This window comes from Hymenobacter piscis, from assembly GCF_018760735.1.
Lineage (GTDB): Bacteria > Bacteroidota > Bacteroidia > Cytophagales > Hymenobacteraceae > Hymenobacter > Hymenobacter piscis.
Genome location: NZ_JAHHZN010000015.1, coordinates 70,957 through 93,554 on the forward strand (window position 1 = coordinate 70,957; position 22,598 = coordinate 93,554).

Consider the following 22,598-nt stretch of genomic DNA (forward strand, 5'->3'; position numbering starts at 1 on the left):
CAAAAAAACGTCCTGACGAACTCATGCCTCACCGGGCAAGGGGTCGTCAGGACGTTTTCGTTGCGATGCGCCGCTTAGTCGTTGTAGAGCAGCGAGTCGGCCGGGGCGGCGGGGGCCTGGGGCGGGCGTTCCTGCGCCACTGTAATGTTACCGTTCACGGCGCTTACCTTCAGCGTGGGGCCGCCTTTGCCCAGCGTAGCAGCCAGGTTGTGGGGCAGCACGCTCAGGCGTTTGGTATTGAGCTGGGCCGTGACGCGGCCGCGGGTAGTACGGCCCAGCAGAGTGGCCGCGTAGGTGGCCGGCAGCTGCCAGCTCACGTCGCCGTTTACGGTACTCACCTCCAGGCCCGGACCCGCCCAGGCTTCGCCGGTGAGTTGCAGGTCGAGGTTGCCGTTGGTGGTTTTGCCGCGGGCGTCGCCGCCCACGCCGCGCACGCTAAGGTTGCCGTTGATGGTTTCGAAGCGCAGGGCGCCCCGCACGTTTTCCAGGGCAAGGTGGCCGTTGACGGCCGTCAGCGTCAGGTCCGTCTGGGCCGGTACCAGCACCTCGTAGTCCACGGCCCAGCCGTCGAGCGACTCATTGGCGCGGGCGGCGCGCAGGCGGTTGTTCAGGGTGCTGATGGCCACGGCCGCCGCTAAGGCCCGGGCGGCTTCGGGCGTGGCGGCCCGGCCCGTTACCCGGGCCCGTACCCGCACGCCCGGCCCGGCCCAGGCGCGCACCGTGATGCTGCCGTTGGCGCGGGCGTCCACCGTGAGCGGGGTGCCAGCGGGCGGCGCGGGCAGCTTCAGCTCCCGGAGTTCGCAGTGCAGCTTCTGCAACGGGCCGGCCGGCTGCGGGCCCTGGCAGCTCAGCGTAAAAGCCGGCGCCGGCGCAGCGGGCGGCGCCGGCTTTTTGGCAACCGGCCGGGCCGGCGTTTTCTGGGCCCGGACCGGGCCGGCCGCCAGCAGCAGCCCCAGGGCAAGTACGCGTAGTTTCATAGCAGAAGATGAGACGTAACAAAAGACGGGCATTGGCCCTGCCTCAGCTTTCCAGGGCCGCGGCCACCCCCGTAAGATAGGCCGCCAGGATGGTAGCCGCAAGCCGGGCGGTCTGGTTGTCGCGGTCGAAAAGCGGATTGAGCTCGACTAACTCAAAGAGCAGCACCTCGGGTTCCCGGCCGGCCAGAAAGGCGGCTTCCACCGCTTGGCGGGGCGTAAGGCCGTCGGCGCTGGGCGCGCTCACGGCCGGGGCGTAGGCCTGGGCGCAGCAGTCCAGATCGAAGCTCACGAAGGCCGGTCCCTCGGCTGTGGCATGGCGCAGGGCCCGGCCCATGTACTCGGGCATTCCATCCTGCTGCACCTGGGCCAGGGGCACCAGCCGGGCCTGCTGCTGGTGCAGAAAGTCGATGTCTTCCCAGGCATTTAGGTTGGAGTGCAGGCCGATTTCGGTGAAACGGGGGCCGGCCAGCACGCCTTCGCGCAGCAGCTTGCCGAAGGGGGTACCGCTGCTGAGCAGGCCCGGCCGGTCCTTCACGTCGGCGTGGGCATCGAGGTTGATACCGCCTACGGGCTGCCCGCCGGTGGCGTCGCGCAGGCCACGCACGGTGCTGTAGGTACCGTCGTGGGAGCCGCCCAGCACCACCACCCGCGGGTAGTGGTGGAGCAGGCGCGCCAGCTCGCTGCGGATGGTCTGGTGGTTGGTTTCGTGGTCGGGGTGGCGCAGGTCGAGGTTGCCGGCATCGGCCAGGCGCAGGCCGTCGAGGCGCACGTTGTGTTCCAGGTTATAGGTTTTGTGGTAGCGGCGCAGTTCCCGCCGGATGGCCTCCGGGGCGTGCATGGCGCCGGCCCGGCCGCCTTCCAGCACCGTCCCGAAATCGAGGGGCAACCCCACCAGGCACACGTCGGCTTCGGGCAACTCGGCGGCGGGGCGAATCAGGTCACGCAGAAAAGTGGACATGATTCAAATGTACCCGGAAATTGACGTAACTCGCACCCTGTCACCTAATCGGCCGGCGGCGCAGGGGCGGGGCACCCCTACCTGCCTCCCCGGCTAAGCCGCCCGCATGTTTCGTTTGCCTAACTTTCTGCCCCGGGAAGAGTACAAAACACCCTGCCCCTGCCCCGCACTTATGTCTGCCCCCGACCAAATTCTACTTGACATTCCTTCCCTGCTGCTCAGCTACAATGCCCAGGAGCAATTGCTGCGGGTGCAGTGGCGCGGCCGCTTCGATGGCGTATCGGCCCGCACCCAGTGCGAAATGGTGCTCGATTACCTGGTAGACCGGCCCTGCCGCCGCCTGATCAATGACAGCAGCGAGGCGTTTGGCGAATGGTGGGAAGCGGGCAAGTGGATCGGGCAGGTGTTTGCGCCCGAGCTGGCCGCCCGGGGCATACGCGCCGCCGCCTGGATCAACGCCATGGACTGGCCCTCGCGCTACGCCGTGGCGTCCACCATGCCGCTGGTAAAAGGGCTTATTATCAAAGCCTTCGATTTCGACGAGCAGCGGGCGGCCCACGCGTGGGTAACCAGCGTGGAGGTATAGGCCGCAACTTTACCGCGCGGCGGCGGGGGTCTGGGACCGGTACTGTATCTTTCGGCATGACGGCACGAACTTTCCTGCTTGCGCTGGGCGGCGCCCTGTTGCTGGCCGGCCTGACCGCGGCCCGGCCCGCGGCCTCGTTTTTCACCACCTACACTTACCTGTCCTACGCCATTCTGGACCGGGAAAGCAGCCCCCGGCCGCTGCCGGCCCAGGGCGTGGGCGGTACGCTCACGCTGCAGGCCAACGGCACCTACCAGAAACGCCTGACGATGAGTGCCAACGGTGGCACCATGCGCTTCGACCAGGATGGCCGCTTTACCTTCACGCCCGGCCACATCCGCTTCACCTACCCCGATAAAACCGGCCGCTCCCGCACCGATGAGGGCACCTTCCAGCTCCACCAGGGCCAGCTCACGATTACGCTCAACGGCTACCCGGCCGGCAACCAGAGCATCTATACGCTGCGGGCGCAGTAGCACAACGCCCGCCCCGGCCCCGCCGGCCCTCTTTCCGCCTCGTACTCTCGCCATTTCAGCCGCTGCCTATGCCGTCCATTGTGATTACCGGAGTATCGAGCGGGGTGGGGCTGGCGGCGGCGCGGGCCTTTCTGGCCAGGCAGTACCGGGTGTTCGGCAGCGTGCGCCATGCCGCCGACGCCGCGCGGCTCCAGCAGGAACTGGGCCCGCAGTTTACGCCCCTGCTCTTCGACGTGACGGACGGAACGGCCGTGGCCCGGGCGGCAGCCGAGGTGGCCCGCGCCCTGGGGCCGGAGCCACTTACGGGCCTGCTCAATAACGCGGGCGTGGCCTTCGGCGGACCGCTGCAATATCAGCCCCTGGACGTTATCCGGGAGCATTTCGAGGTGAACGTGCTGGGGCTGATCCAGGTCACGCAGGCGTTTCTGCCCCTGCTCGGGGCCCGGCCGGGCTTCTCGGGCCGGCCGGGGCGGGTGCTGAACATGGGCTCGGTGAGCGGGCAGGTGGCGTCCCCGTTTCTGGGCGCTTACGTGGGCACCAAGCACGCGCTGGAAGGCCTGTCGGCTACCTGGCGGCGGGAGCTGCGCCTGTTCGGGGTGCCGGTGGTGCTTATCGGGCTCGGCGTCACGCAGACGCCCATCTGGGACAAGGGCATTGACCTGTCGCCTTACGAGCACACGCCCTACCACGGCCCGGCCCAACGCTTTCTGCGCTTCGTGAACAAAACCCGCGCCCAGGGCCTGACGCCCGAGTACGTGGCCGGCCGGCTGGTCGGCATCCTGGAAACGCCCCGCCCCCGGGTCCGCTACACCATTGCCGCCGACCTCTTCCGCGCTTACATCGTGCCCCGCCTGCTGCCCGCCCGCGCCCTCGACTGGCTGCTGGCCCGCGGCATTGGGCTGGAGGTGAAATAGTGAGGTGGTGAGATGGTGAGTTGATGTTCGAGGGGCATACTGGCGCGAACTGCGTAATCAGGCCCCTCGAACATCAACTCACCATTTCACCACCTCACTATTTCACCTCCTCACTTTGAGCCCCGCCGGGCTTTCTGCTAACTTGCGCCATGTTTCGCCCCCGGGCCGAAACAACTCACTCATTCACTTACTCACTCATTCACCAATAGATGGGACGCGCGTTTGAATTCCGAAAAGGCCGCAAAATGAAGCGCTGGGACCGGATGTCGAAAGACTTTACCCGGATTGGCCGCGAAATCGTGATGGCCGTGAAAGAATCCGGCTCCAACCCCGATACCAACTCCCGCCTGCGCACGGCCATGCAGAACGCCAAGGGCGTGAACATGCCCAAGGACCGGGTGGAAGCCGCCATCAAGCGGGCCTCCTCCCGCGAGGAAAAAGACTACTCCGAAGTGGTGTACGAGGGCTACGCGCCCCACGGCGTGGCCGTAGTCATCGAAACCGCCACCGACAACCCCACCCGCACCGTGGCCAACGTGCGCATGTACTTCAACCGGGGCAACGGCGCCCTGGGCACGGCCGGCTCCTCGGACTACACTTTCACCCGCAAGGGCGTCTTCAAACTGGCCGCCGAGGGCCTCGACCTGGAAGAGCTGGAGCTCGAACTCATCGACGCCGGCGCCGAGGACGTGTACGCCGACCAGGACGAGGACGAGCAGGGCAACGTCACGGAGTATATCGTGGTGGAAACCGCCTTCACCGACTTCGGCCAGATGCAGAAGGCCCTGGAGGAAAAAGGCCTGAACGTGGTGTCGGCCCAGCTCCAGCGTATCCCCAACACCACCGTGCACCTGGAAGGCGACGAGCTGGAAGAAGTGATGAACCTGATTGAAAAGTTTGAGGACGACGACGATGTGCAGGCCGTGTACCACACGCTCGGCTAAATCACCGATGTTGCCAATGATGAAATGTCGCAGATTTGGCGACTGATCCCGGCTTATTTGGCGGGCCGCTCCGGTTGGGGCGGCCCGTTTTCGTTTGACCGCCCGGGCAACGCTTCGGGCTTGGTTTGCCTCTGACGTTACTGCTACCTGTCCTCCCCCTTTACCTGCCTCTATTCGCTCCCGCTTATGAAACTGCTTTATCTGCTACTGCTAGTATTGCTGCCCCTGACGGCCCCGGCCCAACGGGCGGCACTGGAAACGTTGCTCCGGCAGAAAAACGTGGCCGGGCTCCAGCTCATCCATACCAAAGGCAGCAATGCCACGGCCTACTACCTGGGCCAGCGCCGGCAGGGCACGGCCGGCGCGGTGGATGCCGAAACCGTGTTTCAAGCGGCCTCCCTGGGCAAAGTGGTGCTGGCCTACCTCGCCCTGCGCCTCCACGACCAGGGCCGCCTCGACCTCGACCGGCCCCTGCTCCGCTACGCCCCTACCCCCGCCTCACCGACCCCGGCCGCGCCGGCCGCGTAACGGCCCGCCTGGTGCTCACCCACACCACCGGCCTGCCCAACTGGGCCGATAACCCGCTGGAACCCGCCTGGGCCACCTCGCCCCTGTCCTTCCGTTTCGCCCCCGACAGCTGCTGGAACTACTCCGGCGAGGGGTTCGTGTGGCTCCAGCACACGCTGGAACAGCTCACCGGCGAATCGGTGGAAACCTTGGCCCAACGGGAAGCATTCGGGCCCCTGAAGATGGAGCGCAGCAGCTTCCAGTGGCAGCCCCGCTTCGCCGGTAACGTGGCCTGGGGGCACGACGACGCGGGCCGCCCCACCCAGGTTCGCCACTTTGCCCAGCCCTACGCCGCCTACAGCCTGCTCACCACCGCCGCCGACTACAACCGCTTCCTGCAGGCGCTCAGCAACGGCCGGGGCCTGAAGAAATCCACCGCCCGCCTGCTCACTACCGCCGCCTCCGAGGCCAACCGCTGCGGCCGCGCCGCTACCCCCACCGACCCGTTCGTAGCCTGGGCCCTCGGCGTGGGGCTGGCTTCCACCAGCGCCGGCCCCGCCCTCTGGCACTGGGGCGACAATGGTGACTTCCGGGGCTTCTTCCTGGCCCTCCCCGCCCGCCGCGAAAGCCTGCTCTTTTTCACCAACAGCGCCCACGGCCACGAGCTCACCGACGACCTGCTGCACTTGTTCCTCGGCCCCGGCAACTACCGCGCTACGCAATGGCTGGCGGAGGAGTAATTGGTCAGTGGTCGTTGTTGATTGTTGGTTGTTGGTTGTTGGTTGTTGGTTGTCAGGAAGAACGTCATGCTGAGCTTGTCGAAGCATCTCGCGTGCTGATGTAAGAATAGCATAGCAGCATCAGCACGCGAGATGCTTCGGCAAGCTCAGCATGACGTTATGATTGTCAGCAACCGGCACCTGAACACCGGCAACTGATTACTGGTAACTCACAACTACTTCCTACATTGCCGGCATGCTGAAAAAACTCCTCTCCGGAGCCCTGCTGGCCCTGACGGCGGCGGCCTGCTCCCCGGCCCCTACCTCCCCGGAAACGGCTGGCACTGCCGGCCTTACCACCTACTTCCCCGCGCCCGATACCGCCGTGCTGGCCGATGGCGGGGTGAAAATGGTGCCCATCACCACGGCCAAGGGCACGTTCAAGGTCTGGACCAAGCGGTTCGGCAGCAACCCGCGCATCAAGCTGCTGCTGCTCAATGGCGGGCCGGGGGCTACGCACGAGTATTTTGAGTGCCTGGAGAGCTTCCTGCCCCGGGAAGGCATCGAGTTCATTTACTACGACCAGCTCGGCTGCGGCAACTCCGACAACCCCCAGGACACCAGCATGTGGAGCCTGCCGCGCTACGTGGAGGAGGTGGAGCAGGTCCGCCAGGCCCTCAAACTCGACAGCAGCAACTTCTACCTGCTCGGTCACAGCTGGGGCGGCATCCTGGCCGCCGAGTACGCCCTCAAGTACCAGCAGCACCTCAAGGGCCTCGTCATCAGCAACATGATGATGAGCATCCCCGCTTACGGCAAGTATGCCAACGACGTGCTGGCGCCCCAGTTCAAGCCCGAAGTGCTGCGGGAAATCCGGGCCATTGAGGCGCGCCAGGACTTCCAGAACCCGCGCTACATGGAACTGCTGCTGCCCAACTTCTACACCCAGCACATCCTGCGCCGCCCCCTCGAGCAGTGGCCCGAGCCGGTGAACCGCTCCTTCGCCAAAATGAACCAGTCCCTCTACGTGACCATGCAGGGCCCCAGCGAGTTTGGCGTCTCGGGCAAGCTGCTCCACTGGAACCGCGTGCCCGACCTGCCCAAGCTGGCCGTGCCGGTACTCAGCATCGGCGGCCAGTACGACACCATGGACCCCGCCCACATGCGCATGGTGGCCGAAAAAGTGCAGCACGGCACCGCCCTCATCTGCCCCAACGGCTCGCACATGAGCTTCTACGACGACCAGCCCACCTACATGCGCGGCCTGATGAAATGGATGCAAGGCGTGGACCGGGGCGAGAAAGAAGTAAAATTGTAGTTCCGAACGAGCAGGGTGAGCCGCCGGGCCAGTTGGCAGCCGATGGTTCACCCGTTTCTTCGCTACCTCATTTATGTCTTCCCCTGCTTATCTGCCTGCTGCTGTTCGTGCCGGCGGTGACCCTGCTCTTTTACGCGTTGTAAGTCCTTTTCTTGTCCCATGACCTTCCCCTACCGCTCCCTGTTTCTGTTCGAGGCCGATTCGGCCACCATCTTCGAGATCAAGCGCCTCGATATCCAGAGCAAGAATCCCGGTCACCTCTACTTCTGGCTGTATTTCGACAACGCCAGTGGCCAGCTCACCCAGCTCGATTTTGAGGACATGAGCACCGCAGAAGGCGAGCACCTGCGCCAGTTCCGCCAGGGCCGCCTGCAATTCAACGCCACCGAGGCCACCTTCTCACCCACCGACTCAGGCCCGCCGCTGGCCCTGCGCACCGTCACGCCGCCCGCGCTGCCCGCCGAGTTGGAAAAGGCCCTGTTCGCGTTTTTTGCCTGAACCGGAGGCCGGGCGCGCGGCGGCCCGTTGGTTATGCCGTATCTTTGCAGGCTGCCGACCCTTCTGCTGGGGGCCGGCAGCCTGTTTTTTACCGCCGCCCCGGCACGAGGCACCACGCACTAAGCACCCGATTATGGCCACCCGACTCAATAAATACATCAGCGAAAGCGGCGTGTGCTCGCGCCGCGAAGCCGACCGCCACATCGAGCAGGGCAACGTGCTGGTGAACGGTAAGCGCGCCAGCGTCGGCGACCAGGTGACCAGCAAGGACCGCGTGGTGGTGAACGGCGTGCGCATCGAGCCCCGGCCCGAGGAAGAGGCCGTGTATATTGCCTACAACAAGCCCCCGGGCATCGTCACGACCACCGATACGTCGGTGCGCGACAACATCATCCGCAGCATCAAGCACTCGGTGCGCATCTTCCCCATCGGCCGCCTCGACAAGGAGTCGCAGGGTCTGATTCTGCTCACCAGCAACGGCGACATCGTCAACAAAATCCTGCGCGCCGGCAACCAGCACGAGAAGGAGTACATCGTGATGGTCGACAAGCCCCTCAAGGACGACTTTATCGAGGCCATGGCCAACGGGGTGCCGATTCTGGGCGTGATGACCCAGAAGTGCAAGGTCAGCAAGGAGACGCCCTACATCTTCCGCATCACCCTCATTCAGGGTATGAACCGCCAGATCCGGCGCATGTGCGAGTATTTCGGCTACGAGGTGGTGCAGCTCGAGCGTATTCGGGTGATGAACATCAACGTGAAAGGCCTCGGCCCCGGCGAGTGGCGCGAACTGCGCGAGAAGGAGCTGAAGGTGCTGTTCGAGATGATTGAGCACTCCAGCGGCACCGACGACGGCGCCGTGCCCCGCCGCCGCAAGGTGGTGTCCACCGCCGAGCAGTGGGGCGACCGGCCGGGCCGCAAAACCGCCCGCCCGGCCACCCTCCGGCCCGCCATTGCCCGCCCCGCCTCCGGCCCCACCGCCGACGACGAGGCCCTGCCCCGCCCCGCCAAAGCCCGGCCCGTGGGCACCTGGCTCGATAAGGGCGCGCCCAAGCCGGGCGCGGGCCCCAAAAAGCTATCCACGGCCGGCCGCAGCGCCGGCTCGGGCCGCCCCAGCGGCGTGGCCGGCACCCGCCCGGGCAAACCCGCCAGCCCGGCCAGCGGCCCCAAAGGTCCCGGCAAGCGCCCCGCCAAAGGTCCCGGCAAAGGACCGGCCGCTGGCCCTTCGGCCAAAGGCGCCAGCGGCCGGGGCCGCCGCGGCGCCAGCCGGCCCGGCAAGCGCTAAGCGTCGCGAAGTACCCCCATCAGCCCTGCTGGTCCGCGCGGACCGGCAGGGCTTTTTTGCGCACGGACGCACAGCTCGGCCCTGAATAGGGAAACTTCATCGGATTTTTAAAGTCTGGCTGGGTCATATTTTTCGCAACCTGCCGCCGCGGGGAAAGCATCCCAAGCGCCGTTCCATTGCTTTTACTGCATTCAGGCACTGTTTCGGATTGCACCTGCCGGGGACTTGGACGGAGAGAGCGGAGTTTTATAAAGTCTGATAAACGGAAATATGGCGCTGGCGCAGGCCGAATATCCGGGTATGTTTGAGGCGTCGGGGAGGTACCCCGGTTCTGACCTTCTTCCTGCTACCTGATTGCCATGAACACTGCCAAGCCCTCCAACGCCTTTATTGCCGCTTCCTGGTTTGCTTTGCTGGCCGGGATGGCCGCCTTCATCATCGGCCTCTGGAACGCCCAGATGGCCCTCAACGAGAAAGGCTACTACTTCACGGTACTGATGTACGGGCTGTTTTCCGGGATTTCGCTTCAGAAATCAGTGCGCGACCAATTGGAAGGCATTCCCGTCACGGGCATCTACTACGGCCTGAGCTGGTTTTCCACTATCCTGGCCATCGGCCTGCTCACGGTGGGCCTCTGGAACGCCACGCTGCTGCTAAGCGAAAAGGGCTTCTACGCCATGGCGTTTCTGCTGAGTTTGTTCGGGGCCATTGCGGTGCAGAAAAATACCCGCGACGCCAAAACCACGGCCGCTCCGGAGCCGGAACCGGCGTTTCACAACTAACCGCCGGCAGTAGCGCGAACTTGGCAGTTCGCGTCCCCGCGCCATAAGAACGAAATCACCCGAACGGCGCGGGGACGCGAATTACCAAGTTCGCGCTACTTTTAGCCATGAACCTGACCCCGAAACAACAGATGCTGGCCGGCGAGTTGTACCAGGCCAACGACCCCGAGCTGGTAGCCGAGCGCCGCCACGCCAAGCAGCTCTGCCACCGCTACAACCAGGAACCCGTCGACCTCAACCGGGCGGTGCTGGCCGAGCTACTGGGCCGGGAAACCGACGCCCACATCGAGGCGCCCTTCCGCTGTGACTACGGCTACAACATCCAATTGGGCCGGAATTTCTACGCCAACTACAACCTCACGGTGCTCGACTGCGCCCCGGTCACTATCGGCGACAACGTATTTGTGGCCCCCAACGTGGTGCTGAGCGCGGCCGGTCATCCGGTGGAGGTGGAGCCCCGCGTGGCGGGCTGGGAGTTTGCCCGGCCCATCCACATCGGCGACAACGTGTGGCTGGGCGCGGGCGTGCTGGTGCTGCCGGGCGTGACGATTGGGGCAGGCACCACCATCGGGGCCGGCAGCGTGGTTACGCGCGACATTCCGGCCGGCGTGGTGGCCGTGGGCAACCCCTGCCGGGTAATTCGGACGCTCTAACTGCCCGACAAATCCGCTTCTCCTGTATCTTGCGGGCCGCTGACTGCTTCGGCGGCGGCGGCCCGCCCCGTTTGGCCCCCTTGCCCAACGACTATCAACCACCGAAACACATCCCACCCATGACCCTCCGTACCGACTGGACCCTCGCCGAAGTATCCGCCATCTACCACCAGCCCGTGCTGGAACTGGTGACTAAAGCCGCCGCCATCCACGCCGAAACCCAGGCCACCGGCGAAGTGCAGGTGTGCACCCTGCTGAGCGTAAAAACCGGCGGCTGCCCCGAAGACTGCGCCTACTGCCCCCAGGCGGCCCGCTACCACACCGGCGTGCAGGCTCACAAGCTGCTGCCCGACGCCGAAGTATTGGCCTCGGCCCAGCGCGCCAAGGATGCCGGCTCGACCCGCTTCTGCATGGGTGCCGCCTGGCGCGAAATCCGCGACAACAAGGATTTTGACCGCGTGCTGGGCATGGTGGAGCAGGTGAACGGCCTGGGCCTGGAAGTGTGCTGCACCCTCGGGATGCTCAACGAGTACCAGGCCGAGCGCCTTAAGGAAGCCGGCCTCTACGCCTACAACCACAACCTCGACACCAGCCGCGAGAAGTACGACGACATCATCACGACCCGTACCTACGACGACCGGCTCAACACGCTGGAGCACGTGCGCAAGGCCGGTATCTCGGTGTGCTCCGGTGGTATCATCGGCCTGGGCGAAACCGACGAGGACCGCGTGGCCATGCTCCACACCCTGGCCACCCTGCCCGAGCACCCCGAATCGGTGCCCGTAAACGCCCTGGTGCCCGTGGAAGGCACGCCCCTGGCCGAGCAGCCCCGCGTGAGCGTGTGGGAAATGCTGCGCATGATTGCCACGGCCCGCATTCTGATGCCCCGCACCATGGTCCGCCTCTCGGCCGGCCGCCAGGAAATGCCTGTCACGGAGCAGGCCCTCTGCTTCCTGGCCGGGGCCAACTCCATCTTCTCGGGCGAGAAGCTGCTGACCACGCCCAACCCCGACTTCGACGCCGACCAGCAGATGTTCGCCCTGCTCGGCCTCACACCCCGCAAGTCGTTCAAGGACGTGCCCGAAGGCGCCGTGCTCATGGGCCGCGGCAAGGCTCCGGTAGAAGCGTAACTGCTGTCTGCTGACAAAGTATAGAAGAACGGGTCATGCTGAGCGAAGGCGCAGCCGTAGTCGAAGCATCTCTACCGGAATGGTAATCCTTTCGGGTGCAGAGAAGCGGTAAAGATGCTTCGACTTCGCTCCGCTGCGCTCAGCATGACACGTCCTTTTATCACCTTTTCTATCTTACTTACTTTCCCATTTCATCCGCCCTATGGAAATTGCCTTCGACCTCAACCTCGACCACACCTACGCCGAAACCATTCGGGCCGGGCACGAAGCCCGCGAGGCCCACGAGCTGATTTCGGAGCTGGAAGACAAAATTGGGGCGGCCCTGAGCCTGGTGATGCAGCGCCACGGCGTGCTGCCCGCCGTCGGCGACCGGGTGGAAGTGGACTCCGAGTGGCTGGTTATCAGTGCCCGCACCTTCGGCCAGGATGGCAGCGTCTGGCTCTCGGCCAAGCAGTTTGAAGGGTAGGCATACCCGTCGTTGGCCGTTCTATACCAGTAATAGTGAGCTTTTTCTTTTGCCAGATAGCTTAGCCTATGATTCGCCTGGTCCTACTCCTTTTGCTGGTGCTGGTTACCTCCGGCGTACAAGCCCAAACCGGCCCGATGGCGGCGCTACTGGCCCTGGATGCTGCGTATGCGCTACATGGCATCCGTTTTGGCACGCCCGAAGGCACCATCGTAGGGCTGCTACCGCAGTTTTCGGGCGTCGGCAAACGGTGGCAGTCCAGCCACGTTTATTCACTGACGGCAGATACCGCTACTATCGGTCGCCAGCCCGTAAAGCCCGAGCTCTGGTTTCGGGGCCAACGATTTGTCGGGGCAACTTACATGCTCACTAAACAGGAGCAAAAAACCCGTTTGATTCGGCAAGAACTGGAACGCCACTATGGCCCGCCGCGGCCAGGTAATGTACCCGGCGCTTTTTACTGGCTGGGGCAGCGCACCTACATTTTGTACGAAGATGCCCTCCCAGGCGTAGCTGTTCACATTGCCAGCCTGGATATGCTTAACGAGCAGGTCATCGAAACTTCGGTACGACAGGATGCCCGAGCTTCACTGGGGTGGCAACCTGATTCACTGGGCTTGCCCCGGCAGTTTCCGCTACCTTCTGAGAAGAAGCCGATAAAGTAGTGCTCACTCCTCTCCACGAACGACTCGCCGCTGAGTTGGCCCGGCGTGAGGCCGTCGGCACCCGCCGCCGCCTGCCCGCCCCGCCCGGCCCCGGCCTCGTCGATTTCAGCTCCAACGACTACCTGGGCCTGAGCCGGCACCCGCGGGTGCGGGCCGCCGTGGCCGAATCGGCCCAGCTGCCCGCCGGCAGCACCGGCTCCCGCCTGCTCACCGGCAACTCCGCCGCCGCCGAAGCCCTGGAAACCCGGCTGGCCCAGTTCCATGGCACCGAAGCCGCCCTGCTCTTCAACTCCGGCTACACCGCCAACCTGGGCTTCTTCAGCGCCGTGCCCCGGCGCGGCGACACGATTCTCTACGACGAGGCCAGCCACGCCTCCGTCAAGGAAGGCATCCGGGCCAGCTTCGCCACCGCCTGGAGCTTCCGCCACAACGATTTGCAGGACCTGGAGCGCAAGCTGAGCCGGGCTACCGGCGCGGTGTTTGTGGCCGTGGAAGCCCTGTACTCCATGGATGGCGACATGGCCCCGCTGACCGAGTTGGCTGCTTTCTGCGGGCCGCGGGGGCTGCATCTGGTGGTTGATGAGGCCCACTCCAACGGCGTGTACGGCCCCGGCGGCGAGGGACTGGTATCGGCGTTGCAGCTCGAAAGCGAGGTATTTGCCCGCATCCTCACCTTCGGCAAGGCCCTGGGCAGCCAGGGCGCGGCGGTGGCCGGCCCGGCCGTACTGCGCGACTACCTGCTGAGCTTCAGCCGCCCCTTCATCTACACCACCGCCCTGCCCCCGGCCACCATTGCTGGCCTCGCGGCGGCCTACGAGCTGCTGCCCGGCCTCCACGCGGAGCGGGCGCAGCTACTGGCGCTGTCGGAGCAGTTGGTGGCCACCCTCAACGCCGTTTCCGGTTTGCGCGTGCCGGCTACCAGCCACATCATCCACCCCGTTTTCTTCCCCGGCCACCCCGGCCCGGCCCACGTTCGGGCCGTGGCCGCCGCCGCCCAGACCGCCGGCTTCGACGTGCGCGCCATTGTGTCGCCCACCGTGCCGGTGGGCACCGAGCGGCTGCGGCTGATTGTGCACTCCTACAACACGGCGGCGGAAATTGCCGGGCTGGCAGCAGTGCTGGGGAAGGAGGTGTAATCGAAGCAAAATCTTGTTCACTTTAAAGCATTTAGATAAAATATAGCGGTTTCGTGAACGGTGTACCCGTCTGATGTAGAGACGCATATTTGCGTCTCAATACCTGCGCCGTTGTCACGTCTTCGTTCAATGCCGAGACGCAAATATGCGTCTCTACATCAGACGGGTACACCGTTCACGAAACCGCTATACACCTTACCAAACCATGAATTGCAAATCGATCAGATTATTCATTTCACTCGGATTATTATTTTTTGTTGCCTGCCAACAAGAGTGCAAATCCATTGTATCAACTTACGATAACAAGGAAGCGCATGTAATTTTATTATATCCTAATTGCAACGACACAAGCTACTATCAGCTTCAGAAATTTTATAATAATGGCCAAATAGCTTACGAAGGTTTTTATAAAAACGGGGAGAAAGTAGGACACTTCAAGAGTTGGTCAGAAAGCGGACATCAAACGGCTGACTGGACAATGTTAGATGGAAAGGAGCATGGGCGTATCAATTGTTGGTACGATGATGGAACAAAGAAGCGTGAATCAACTCTGAACAGAGGAGTCAGAAATGGATACATCAGAGAGTGGCATAGCAATGGGAAGCCGGCGAGTGAGGGTACCTATAAAAATGGCAGACAGGTGGGCATGTGGAAAACCTGGGACCAAAACGGCACCTGGAGAGTAAGACAATATAGAAATGACACACTATGGGGTAGTACCATTGAGCATCTAATTGATTCAACGGGTATAACCCTGGTTGCTGGTCAATATGAAGCAGGATTAGAAGAGGAAATCTGGAAATGGTTTGATAAAGACAGTATCCTATACGAAACTTGTACTTATAATAAGGGTAAATTAAAAGGAGAAAATATTGAATACTATAAAAATGGGCACATCAAATCGAAAGCCAACTTGTCCGATGGACGATACAACGGTTTCATCTACTACTTTGATAGCACAGGGCATCCAACCAAAAAATTATTATATGAGCGTGGCAATATGGTAGTGACAAAGTAGATACCACATCTATCTCGCCCCCCCTTTCACTTCAATCATTCCAAGCATTACGTTTAAAATTGGAAAAACTTTTCATCACCGGCATCGGCACCGATGTGGGCAAGACCTTCGTCTCGGCCATTCTTACGGAGGCACTGCAAGCCGATTACTGGAAGCCCGTGCAGGCGGGCCTCACCCCCACCACCGACGCGGCCACCGTGCGCAGGCTGGTGCAGAACCCCGTCAGCCGCTTCTGGCCCGAGCGGCACCGGCTGCTGCTGCCGGCTTCGCCCCACGCCGCCGCCGCCGCCGAGGGCCTCACGCTCCGCCTCGACGATTTCGAGCTGCCCGCCACCGACAACCACCTGCTGGTAGAGGGTGCGGGCGGCCTGCTGGTGCCCCTGGCCCCCGGTCTGCTCATTGCCGACTTGGTGCAGCAACTGGCCCTCGGCGTAGTGGTGGTGTCGCGTAACTACCTGGGCAGCATCAACCACACCCTGCTCACGCTGGAAGCCCTGCAGGCCCGTGGCCTGCGCGTGCGCGGCCTCGTGTTCAACGGGGAGCCCACCCCCGCCACCGAGGAGTTCATTACCGCGCACACCGGCGTGCCGATTATGCCCCGCGTGCTGCTGGAGCCGGAAGTAACGCCCGCCGTAGTGAGCCGCTACGCCGCCGAGTTCCGGGCGTGGTTTGGGCTGTAAATCGTTCTGGTGGGCGCCTCACCCCCCGGCCCCCTCTCCGGAAGAGAGGGGGAGTCTGACGTTGGTATTGTACTTGTTGCGCTCTTTTCTTCAAGAGGAAGTTTGACGCCCAGGCAGAACTGGTGCCCCCTCTCTTCCGGAGAGGGGGTCAGGGGGTGAGGCGCCCGCCAGAACGATACGTAGCCCCAAACCACCACCAGCGCGGGCGGTTGTAGCTTTGCAGCGGCCGGTCCCTCCGGCCCCACCCGTAATGCCTCAACCTACTTCACTTGCCCTCCGCGACGCCGCCGTGCTGTGGCACCCCTACACCCAGATGCAAACCGCCCCGCTGCCCATCCCCGTGGTGCGGGGCGAAGGCAGCTGGCTGATTGCCGAAGACGGCACCCGCTACCTCGACGCCATTTCCTCGTGGTGGGTGAACCTGCACGGCCATAGTCACCCCGCCATTGCGGAGCGCGTGAGCGAGCAGCTGCGCACCCTGGAGCACGTGCTGTTTGCCGGCTTCACCCACCCTACGGCCGTGGAGCTGGCCGAGCAGCTGCTGGCGTTGCTGCCCGCCAACCAGGCCCGCGTGTTCTACTCCGACAACGGCTCGACGGCCGTGGAAGTGGCCCTGAAAATGGTGCTGCAGTACTTCCACAACCAGGGCCAGCCCGCACGCCGCACCTTCCTCTGCTTCCAGAATTCCTACCACGGCGACACCTTCGGGGCCATGGCTGTGAGTGCCCGCGGGGCCTTCACGGAGCCCTTCTGGCCGCTGCTGTTCGACGTGCAATTCCTCGACGTGCCGGTGCCGGGCCACGAGGCCGCAACCCTGGCCCAGTTGGATGCCCTGCTGCTGCGCCCCGACGTGGCCGGTTTTATCTTCGAGCCGCTGGTGCTGGGCACGGCGGGCATGGTGATGTACGAGCCCGCGGTGCTGAGCGAGATGCTGCGCCGCTGCCACCAGGCCGGGGTGTTGTGCATTTCGGATGAGGTAATGACCGGTTTCGGCCGCACCGGGCCGCTGTTTGCCTCCGAGCTGCTGACGGAGCAGCCTGATATCATGTGCTTCTCCAAGGGCCTCACCGGCGGCACCCTGGCCATGGGCCTGACCACCTGCGCCGCGCCAGTGTACGAGGCGTTTCTGAGCCACGACAAGATGCGGGCCCTGTTCCACGGCCACTCCTACACGGCCAACCCCGTAGCCTGCGCCGCCGCTTTGGCTAGTCTGGAGCTCACGCGGGCCGACGAATGCACCCACCAGCGCCAGCGCATTGAGGCTGCCCACGCCGCGTTCCGCCAGGAAATCGAGGGCCAGCCGGGCATTCGGGCGGTGCGGCACCGGGGCACCATTCTGGCCGTGGAGTACGACCCCGGCGAGGGCACCAGCTACTTCAGCCGCCTCCGCGACGCCTTCTACCAGCTCGCCCTCGACCACCGCGTGGTGCTGCGCCCCCTGGGCAACGTAGTGTACCTGCTGCCGCCCTACTGCACCACCGACGCGGAGCTGAGCCTGCTCTACGACGTGCTGCGCCGCATGCGTGAGTTGGTGCTCGACTTCACCCCCGCCCCCAACCTGCCCGAAATCCTGCATGACTAACTCCCGCACCGGGGCCGAGGCCATTACCGTTATCCGGGGCCGGGGCCGGGTATCGGCGCTGGGCCTGGCGCTGCCGACGGCTAGCGAGGCCCCCGCTTCCCCCTTCACCACCCACCCCACCGGCGTACCCGTAGCCGCCCTGCCCGCCCCCGCCGAAGCGGCCATAGCCGAGCTGCGCCGTCACCCCAGCTACCGCCAGCTCGACCGCACCGTATTACTAGCCCTGCTGGCCGCCCGCCAGGCCACCGCCCAGGCGGGGTGGTCGGCTGGAGGAGAGTTGTCAGTTGGTAGTTGTCAGTTGTCAGTGGCCAGTGACGACGATAGTGCTGCTGGCATCGCGCAAGCTGCTACCGCCCCCGATGCTTCGGCCGCAGTGCTGAATCCGGGAAACGCCAGTAACCACAGCAACGCCGCCACCTCGCATTCCCTGCCGACCACTAACAACCAACAACCAACAACCAACAACCAACAACCAACAACTCAACTCGCCGTGAGCATCGGCAGCAGCCGGGGCGCGACGGGGCGGCTGGAGGAGTTCCACGCCGGGTTTCTGGCCGAAGGCAGCGTGCCGGTGGCGGCTTCGCCGCTTACCACCCTGGGCAACGTGGCCAGCTGGGTGGCCTACGACGCAGGCCAGGAAGGCGGGGCGGCCCTGAGCCACTCCAGCACCTGCAGCAGCGCGTTTCAGGCGTTGGGTAATGCCCGGGCCTGGCTGAAAGCCGGCATGGCCACCCGGTTTCTGGCCGGCGGCACCGAGGCCCCGCTCACCAATTTCACCCTGGCCCAGATGCGCGCCATCGGCATCTACTCGCCCCTGGCTGCCGCCGACTGGCCCTGCCGGCCGGGCGCGGGCCGACCTTCCTCGTTTGTGCTCGGCGAAGGTGCGGCCGTGTTTGCCCTGGAGCAGCTTTCCGCCGCCCAGGCCGCAGCCGAAACCGGGCCGCTGCTGGTGCTGGCCGGCGTAGGCTTCGGGTTTGAGGCCATCGGCAGCAAAACCGGCCTCTCGCTCGAGGGCCAGCACTTCCAGCAGGCCATGCGCGAGGCCCTGGCCCAAGCCAGCCTCACCCCCACCGACATCGACGCGGTGGTGCTACACAGCCCCGGCACCCCGGCCGGCGACGCCGCCGAGCGGGCCGCCCTGCGCGCCATCTTCGGGCCGACGCTGGCGCCGCTACTCTCCAACAAGTGGCTGGTGGGCCACACCCTGGGGGCTTCCGCCGCGCTCAGCCTCGATTTCGCCTGTCACGTGCTGGAAACTCAGCAGTGGCCCTCGGCTCCGTTTGCTACTGATCTGGCTTCGGCAGTTGATAAACCTATCCGGCGGATTCTGGTGAATGCGGCCGGCTTCGGCGGCAACGCGGCCAGCGCGGTGGTGGAGCTGCGGTAAGCGTGTTGTAGCGCGAAGCCTTTGCTTCGCGTATCGCTGCTGGCGTTGAAGCTGTATGCTCCTGCCTGCTGCAATACGGCGGCCTACACCAGCATACGCGAACTACAAAGTTCGCGCTACTTCCCGCAACGCTGGCCGAAATCCTGCGTCTATAGCCTTCCCAACCACAACCAACCTATGCGTCGTTTCTCCCCGTTGCTGCTGGCCCTCGGTTTATCCGCGCCGGCGCTGGCCCAAACCCAGCCCGCCACCACGCCCAATCCGCTCATCACCCGCATGGTGGAGGAAGTCTCCGAAAAGAATCTGCGCGACGACATCGACAAGCTCGTGAGCTTTGGCACCCGCCACACCCTGAGCGATACCAAAAGCAAGAAGCGCGGCATCGGGGCGGCCCGCAGCTGGGTGGAAGGCGAGTTTCGCAAGTACAGCAAGGCCAGCGGCGGCCGATTGAAAGTCGAGCAGGACACGTTCACCATCAAGCCCGACGGCCGCCGCATCGACCGGCCCGTGCTGATGGCCAACGTCATGGCCACCCTGCCCGGCACCGACCCCACCGACAAGCGCGTGTTCATCGTGAGCGGCCACATCGACTCGCGGGTGTCGGACGTGATGAACGCCACCGCCGACGCGCCCGGGGCCAACGACGACGGCTCGGGCACGGTGGCCGTGATGGAGCTGGCCCGCGTGATGAGCCAGCAGCAGTTTCCGGCCACCATCATCTTCGTGGCGGTGCAGGGCGAAGAGCAGGGCCTCTACGGCTCCACCTACCTGGCCAAGCGCGCTAAAAAGGAGGGCTGGAATCTGGTGGCCATGCTCAACAACGACATCATGGGCAACTCCACCGGCCACGACCCCGAAATCAAGAACACCACCCAGCTGCGCGTGTTCAGCGAAGGCGTGCCCGCCACCGAAACGCCCGACGAGGCGAAAGTACGCCGCACGCTGAGCAGCGAAAACGACTCGCCCAGCCGCAACCTGGCCCGCTACGCCCGCACGGCCACCAAGCAATACGTAGCCGGCCACGAGGTAATCCTGGAGTACCGCCCCGACCGGTTCCTGCGCGGCGGCGACCATACGCCCTTCAACCAGCAGGGCTTCACGGCCGTGCGCTTCTCGGAAGTGAACGAGGATTTCCGCCACCAGCACCAGGACCTGCGCACCGAAAACGGCGAGGAATACGGCGACCACGCCAAGTTCATGGATTTCGCCTACCTGCGCAAAAACACCGGCGTAAACCTGGCTACCCTGGCTTCCCTGGCCCTGGCTCCCGCCGCCCCCGAAAACGTGGGCGTGCTCACGGCCAACCTCACCAACCGCACCGAGCTGAAGTGGACCGCGCCCCAAACCGGCGAGAAGCCGGCCGGCTACTACGTGCTCATGCGCGAAACCAGCGCCCCCGAGTGGCAGCAGAAGTTCTTCGTGACCGACACCAAAGCCGACCTGCCCCACAGCAAGGACAACTTCATCTTCGGGGTAGTAAGCGTGGACGCCGAGGGCCACGAGAGCCTGCCGGTGCTGCCCAAGCCGGTGCGGTAACATTTCCGTTTATCTATACAAGAGCCCATTATGCAGTGCATATTGGGCTCTTGTATGTATTTTCAGGCTGTATATAACCTATCCTATGCGCTACTGCTTCTATGTCTTTTCCCTGCTATTGCTGCTCACCGCCAGGCCGACAGCAGGACAGTGCTTGTCTCAATGGCATATTACAGTATGGCCAGAAGGGGATGCTACTATCCAACCCCGCCAAATACTTCTGTTTTCCGCGGGCGCAAATACAAGTGCCCACCCTAATCTACCGCAGTTCGGACGCCAGATTCAGGTGTATCTATGGTCAAGGCATGACTCAGTGCCATTACTGTTGCTTGACCAGCCGGTTAACCCGCTCAGCAGTGACCTGCAGGTTCTGATGCAGCCAGCCCGGCCATTGCTGCCCGACACGGTGTACTACCTACGCACGAGCCTGCCGCCGACTGGCTACAGCTTGTTTCGAATGCAGCGCGCCCGGGCTGGCAGCAAGCAACTCGTTATTGCACATCACTGGCGCGTCAGCAGCGCACCGCCCGATACGCAGGCTCCTCGCTGGGTGGCTACGCCCACTGTCGTGCGCAAAGAGTACTCAGAAAACAGCGAAGGAATCAACAACTACGTGCTCTTCTCGTATCCCGTGCAGGATAGTTCGCTGGTGCTGGTGCGGGCTACCATTCGAAGTGAGCGACTGGAGAAACCAAACGTCAGCTACCTCAAGTCCTGGCAGAATCAGTTGGGCATTGGCTGGTTTACCTGCGGCGGCGACTTCCAGTTTGCTTCTGGTGAAGAATACACCGTACTGTTTGAAGCCTTGGATGCGGCCGGTAACCGTAGCCAAGCTACCGGCCACCCTATTCCGTTCCGGAGTCCGTCCCGTCCAAGACAAAAACCAACCAAAACAAGTACACGATGAGTAGAGCCATTTGCCCCCCCCACGTTAGCAATACTAGGGCTTCATCTTTTACTGTCGACTTAAAGCTATGCCGATGCCCCACTTTCTCGATTCCATACTACTCTCCCCATTCTGAGTAATTCCGCTATCTTGTGGCCCTTCTGTTACCCGTATTGCTTATGAACTATCTGATACCTTTTCTGGCCGCCGGGCTGGTTACGCAGCAGGTACACGCGCAAACTTCCGCGCCGGCTCCCTACCACGTGGCGCTGGGCTTGCTGGGCTCCTACCGGACGCGGTAGGGGTGCTGGGGGAAGCCCGGTTGACGCCTCATTTCGGCCTGAAACTGGCTGGCGTGCGCACCTCCGACGGTACCGTACCGGGCGAGTACAGCAACGCCGGCGTCGGGCAAGTGGTCTACTACCTGCCTTGCCGGCTCACGTGGCTGGAGCCCACCGTGGGCCTGGGCGGCATCTACACCAGCTACCACTGGAAGCAGTATGGGCAAAGCGGCACCGTCCGCGACCTGAACGTGAGCGGCAGCTTCGGGGCCAACGTACGGTTTCAGGAGCACCTGCGCGCCGGCCTGCAGCTGTTCGTGGCCAACGGGTTCCACGGTACCTACGCCGACAACGACATGCGCCGCAGCGGCCGGCGGCTGCTGGCCTTGCCGGCTCTCACGCTGGAAGTGCTGCTGTAAATTGGGGGTACACAGGGCTTGGGCGGCTGAAACCGGGTAAGTGCGCTGTAGAGACGCGTATTCGCGTCGCGTCATTGAACGATGCCATTACAACGATGCGGACAACCAGATGCCGACGGGCACCTCTACCGGCCCGCTAAAACCCAACCACCCTTCCGTTCTTCGTATACCAGAGAAGCGGCCGGCCATCGTGCGGTCCGGCGGCCCTGTCCTCTCTACCATTTATCCCATGAAACCCACCTTCCTGTTACTATTGCTGACGCTGCTGCTCGGCGGCCCCGCCGCCCGGGCCCAATCGGGCTACCAGGTGCCCGAGTATACGTTCCGGCTGCCGGAGGATTACATCCGCTTCGAGCCCCAGGTGGTGGAGGCCGTGAACTGGCTGGAGAAAACGCCCGCCGGCCAGCAGACCACTCAGCGGCAGGCGGTCAACAAGTTCGTGTTTCAGTGGCTGAGCGGCGCGCCCAACGTGCAGGTGCAGCTGCAGAAGTACGTGGCCGACCTCGTGAAACAGAACCCCGACCAGCTGCTGCTGTTCATGGGCGGCTGGGCCCGCTACCAGCTCCGGCACCCCGAGGTGGAAGACCAGGTGATGCTTAACGTGGCCGGCCTCAACACCCTGCTCACGGCTTACGAAGCCGGCGGCTACCCCAAAAGCAAGCAGCTGCAAGAGCTCCTGCGCCTGCGTCAGCAGAACCAGCTGCCGGCCTGGGTCGCCCGGCAACTGGGCCGTTAACCACCGGCCCGGGACAGGTTCCGCCGCCACCCCGGGCCGGGACAGCACAACTTTTTTTT

At 63.8% G+C, this 22,598-nt stretch carries 26 protein-coding genes; 24 read left to right on the top strand and 2 right to left on the bottom strand.

Annotation, left to right across the window (positions count from 1 at the left end; all coding sequences use genetic code 11):
- Positions 1–74: 74 nt before the first annotated feature.
- The gene (locus KLP40_RS15225; RefSeq protein ID WP_215594695.1) at positions 75–977 is read right to left on the bottom strand and encodes a DUF4097 family beta strand repeat-containing protein; all 903 of its coding nucleotides are present in this window, start codon (positions 975–977) and stop codon (positions 75–77) included.
- A gap of 43 nt (positions 978–1,020) precedes the next feature.
- Entirely contained in the window at positions 1,021–1,935 is a 915-nt protein-coding gene (locus KLP40_RS15230) for an arginase family protein (RefSeq protein WP_215594696.1), read from the bottom strand.
- A 172-nt stretch (positions 1,936–2,107) separates the two neighbouring features.
- Between KLP40_RS15230 and KLP40_RS15235 the strand changes: the two genes are divergently transcribed.
- From KLP40_RS15235 to KLP40_RS15345, 24 genes are all read left to right on the top strand, one after another.
- Complete coding sequence (locus KLP40_RS15235; RefSeq protein ID WP_215594697.1) at positions 2,108–2,521, top strand: STAS/SEC14 domain-containing protein; 414 nt, start codon at positions 2,108–2,110, stop codon at positions 2,519–2,521.
- 56 nt (positions 2,522–2,577) lie between these two features.
- Positions 2,578–2,997, top strand: coding sequence for a hypothetical protein (locus tag KLP40_RS15240; RefSeq protein ID WP_215594698.1), 420 nt, complete (start codon positions 2,578–2,580; stop codon positions 2,995–2,997).
- Between the two features lie 68 nt (positions 2,998–3,065).
- Positions 3,066–3,911 carry an SDR family NAD(P)-dependent oxidoreductase gene (locus KLP40_RS15245; RefSeq protein WP_215594699.1) on the top strand — a complete coding sequence of 282 codons (846 nt, stop codon included), beginning with the start codon at positions 3,066–3,068 and terminating at the stop codon, positions 3,909–3,911.
- A 209-nt stretch (positions 3,912–4,120) separates the two neighbouring features.
- The gene (locus KLP40_RS15250) at positions 4,121–4,855 is read left to right on the top strand and encodes a YebC/PmpR family DNA-binding transcriptional regulator (RefSeq protein ID WP_215594700.1); all 735 of its coding nucleotides are present in this window, start codon (positions 4,121–4,123) and stop codon (positions 4,853–4,855) included.
- Positions 4,856–5,041: 186 nt separating this feature from the next.
- Complete coding sequence (locus KLP40_RS21440; protein WP_215594701.1) at positions 5,042–5,383, top strand: serine hydrolase; 342 nt, start codon at positions 5,042–5,044, stop codon at positions 5,381–5,383.
- A gap of 11 nt (positions 5,384–5,394) precedes the next feature.
- On the top strand, positions 5,395–6,102 hold the full coding sequence (locus tag KLP40_RS21445; protein ID WP_215594702.1) for a serine hydrolase domain-containing protein: 708 nt from the start codon (positions 5,395–5,397) through the stop codon (positions 6,100–6,102).
- Positions 6,103–6,337: 235 nt separating this feature from the next.
- Positions 6,338–7,399, top strand: coding sequence for a proline iminopeptidase-family hydrolase (locus tag KLP40_RS15265; protein WP_215594703.1), 1,062 nt, complete (start codon positions 6,338–6,340; stop codon positions 7,397–7,399).
- A 159-nt stretch (positions 7,400–7,558) separates the two neighbouring features.
- Positions 7,559–7,897, top strand: coding sequence for a hypothetical protein (locus tag KLP40_RS15270; RefSeq protein WP_215594704.1), 339 nt, complete (start codon positions 7,559–7,561; stop codon positions 7,895–7,897).
- 133 nt (positions 7,898–8,030) lie between these two features.
- Complete coding sequence (gene rluF, locus KLP40_RS15275; protein ID WP_215594705.1) at positions 8,031–9,182, top strand: 23S rRNA pseudouridine(2604) synthase RluF; 1,152 nt, start codon at positions 8,031–8,033, stop codon at positions 9,180–9,182.
- Positions 9,183–9,541: 359 nt separating this feature from the next.
- A complete protein-coding gene (yiaA, locus tag KLP40_RS15280) occupies positions 9,542–9,964 on the top strand; it encodes an inner membrane protein YiaA (RefSeq protein WP_215594706.1) in 423 nt (140 codons plus the stop codon).
- A 107-nt stretch (positions 9,965–10,071) separates the two neighbouring features.
- Positions 10,072–10,617 carry a sugar O-acetyltransferase gene (locus KLP40_RS15285; protein WP_215594707.1) on the top strand — a complete coding sequence of 182 codons (546 nt, stop codon included), beginning with the start codon at positions 10,072–10,074 and terminating at the stop codon, positions 10,615–10,617.
- Positions 10,618–10,736: 119 nt separating this feature from the next.
- The gene (gene bioB / locus KLP40_RS15290) at positions 10,737–11,747 is read left to right on the top strand and encodes a biotin synthase BioB (RefSeq protein ID WP_215594708.1); all 1,011 of its coding nucleotides are present in this window, start codon (positions 10,737–10,739) and stop codon (positions 11,745–11,747) included.
- 202 nt (positions 11,748–11,949) lie between these two features.
- Entirely contained in the window at positions 11,950–12,213 is a 264-nt protein-coding gene (locus KLP40_RS15295) for a hypothetical protein (RefSeq protein ID WP_215594709.1), read from the top strand.
- 68 nt (positions 12,214–12,281) lie between these two features.
- Positions 12,282–12,878 (top strand): hypothetical protein, encoded by a 597-nt coding sequence (locus tag KLP40_RS15300; RefSeq protein WP_215594710.1) that lies wholly within the window; start codon positions 12,282–12,284, stop codon positions 12,876–12,878.
- Positions 12,878–14,014, top strand: a complete 1,137-nt coding sequence (locus KLP40_RS15305; protein WP_317196780.1) for an aminotransferase class I/II-fold pyridoxal phosphate-dependent enzyme — start codon at positions 12,878–12,880, stop codon at positions 14,012–14,014. The genes KLP40_RS15300 and KLP40_RS15305 overlap by 1 nt, the downstream gene beginning before the upstream one ends.
- Positions 14,015–14,159: 145 nt before the next feature.
- The gene (locus KLP40_RS15310; RefSeq protein ID WP_215594711.1) at positions 14,160–15,032 is read left to right on the top strand and encodes a toxin-antitoxin system YwqK family antitoxin; all 873 of its coding nucleotides are present in this window, start codon (positions 14,160–14,162) and stop codon (positions 15,030–15,032) included.
- A 59-nt stretch (positions 15,033–15,091) separates the two neighbouring features.
- The gene (gene bioD, locus KLP40_RS15315; RefSeq protein WP_215594712.1) at positions 15,092–15,712 is read left to right on the top strand and encodes a dethiobiotin synthase; all 621 of its coding nucleotides are present in this window, start codon (positions 15,092–15,094) and stop codon (positions 15,710–15,712) included.
- A 250-nt stretch (positions 15,713–15,962) separates the two neighbouring features.
- Positions 15,963–17,294, top strand: a complete 1,332-nt coding sequence (gene bioA, locus KLP40_RS15320) for an adenosylmethionine--8-amino-7-oxononanoate transaminase (RefSeq protein ID WP_215594713.1) — start codon at positions 15,963–15,965, stop codon at positions 17,292–17,294.
- Entirely contained in the window at positions 17,287–18,681 is a 1,395-nt protein-coding gene (locus KLP40_RS15325; RefSeq protein WP_215594714.1) for a beta-ketoacyl synthase N-terminal-like domain-containing protein, read from the top strand. Before bioA ends, KLP40_RS15325 begins: the two co-directional genes overlap by 8 nt.
- A gap of 177 nt (positions 18,682–18,858) precedes the next feature.
- Entirely contained in the window at positions 18,859–20,217 is a 1,359-nt protein-coding gene (locus KLP40_RS15330) for a M20/M25/M40 family metallo-hydrolase (RefSeq protein WP_215594715.1), read from the top strand.
- 85 nt (positions 20,218–20,302) lie between these two features.
- The gene (locus tag KLP40_RS15335; RefSeq protein WP_215594716.1) at positions 20,303–21,124 is read left to right on the top strand and encodes a hypothetical protein; all 822 of its coding nucleotides are present in this window, start codon (positions 20,303–20,305) and stop codon (positions 21,122–21,124) included.
- A gap of 158 nt (positions 21,125–21,282) precedes the next feature.
- Positions 21,283–21,405 carry a hypothetical protein gene (locus tag KLP40_RS21450; protein WP_262898953.1) on the top strand — a complete coding sequence of 41 codons (123 nt, stop codon included), beginning with the start codon at positions 21,283–21,285 and terminating at the stop codon, positions 21,403–21,405.
- Positions 21,406–21,458: 53 nt separating this feature from the next.
- Positions 21,459–21,803: a hypothetical protein gene (locus KLP40_RS15340; protein ID WP_215594717.1), complete on the top strand. Its 345-nt coding sequence runs from the start codon at positions 21,459–21,461 to the stop codon at positions 21,801–21,803.
- Between the two features lie 229 nt (positions 21,804–22,032).
- Complete coding sequence (locus tag KLP40_RS15345) at positions 22,033–22,539, top strand: hypothetical protein (protein WP_215594718.1); 507 nt, start codon at positions 22,033–22,035, stop codon at positions 22,537–22,539.
- The last annotated feature ends 59 nt before the right edge of the window (positions 22,540–22,598 follow it).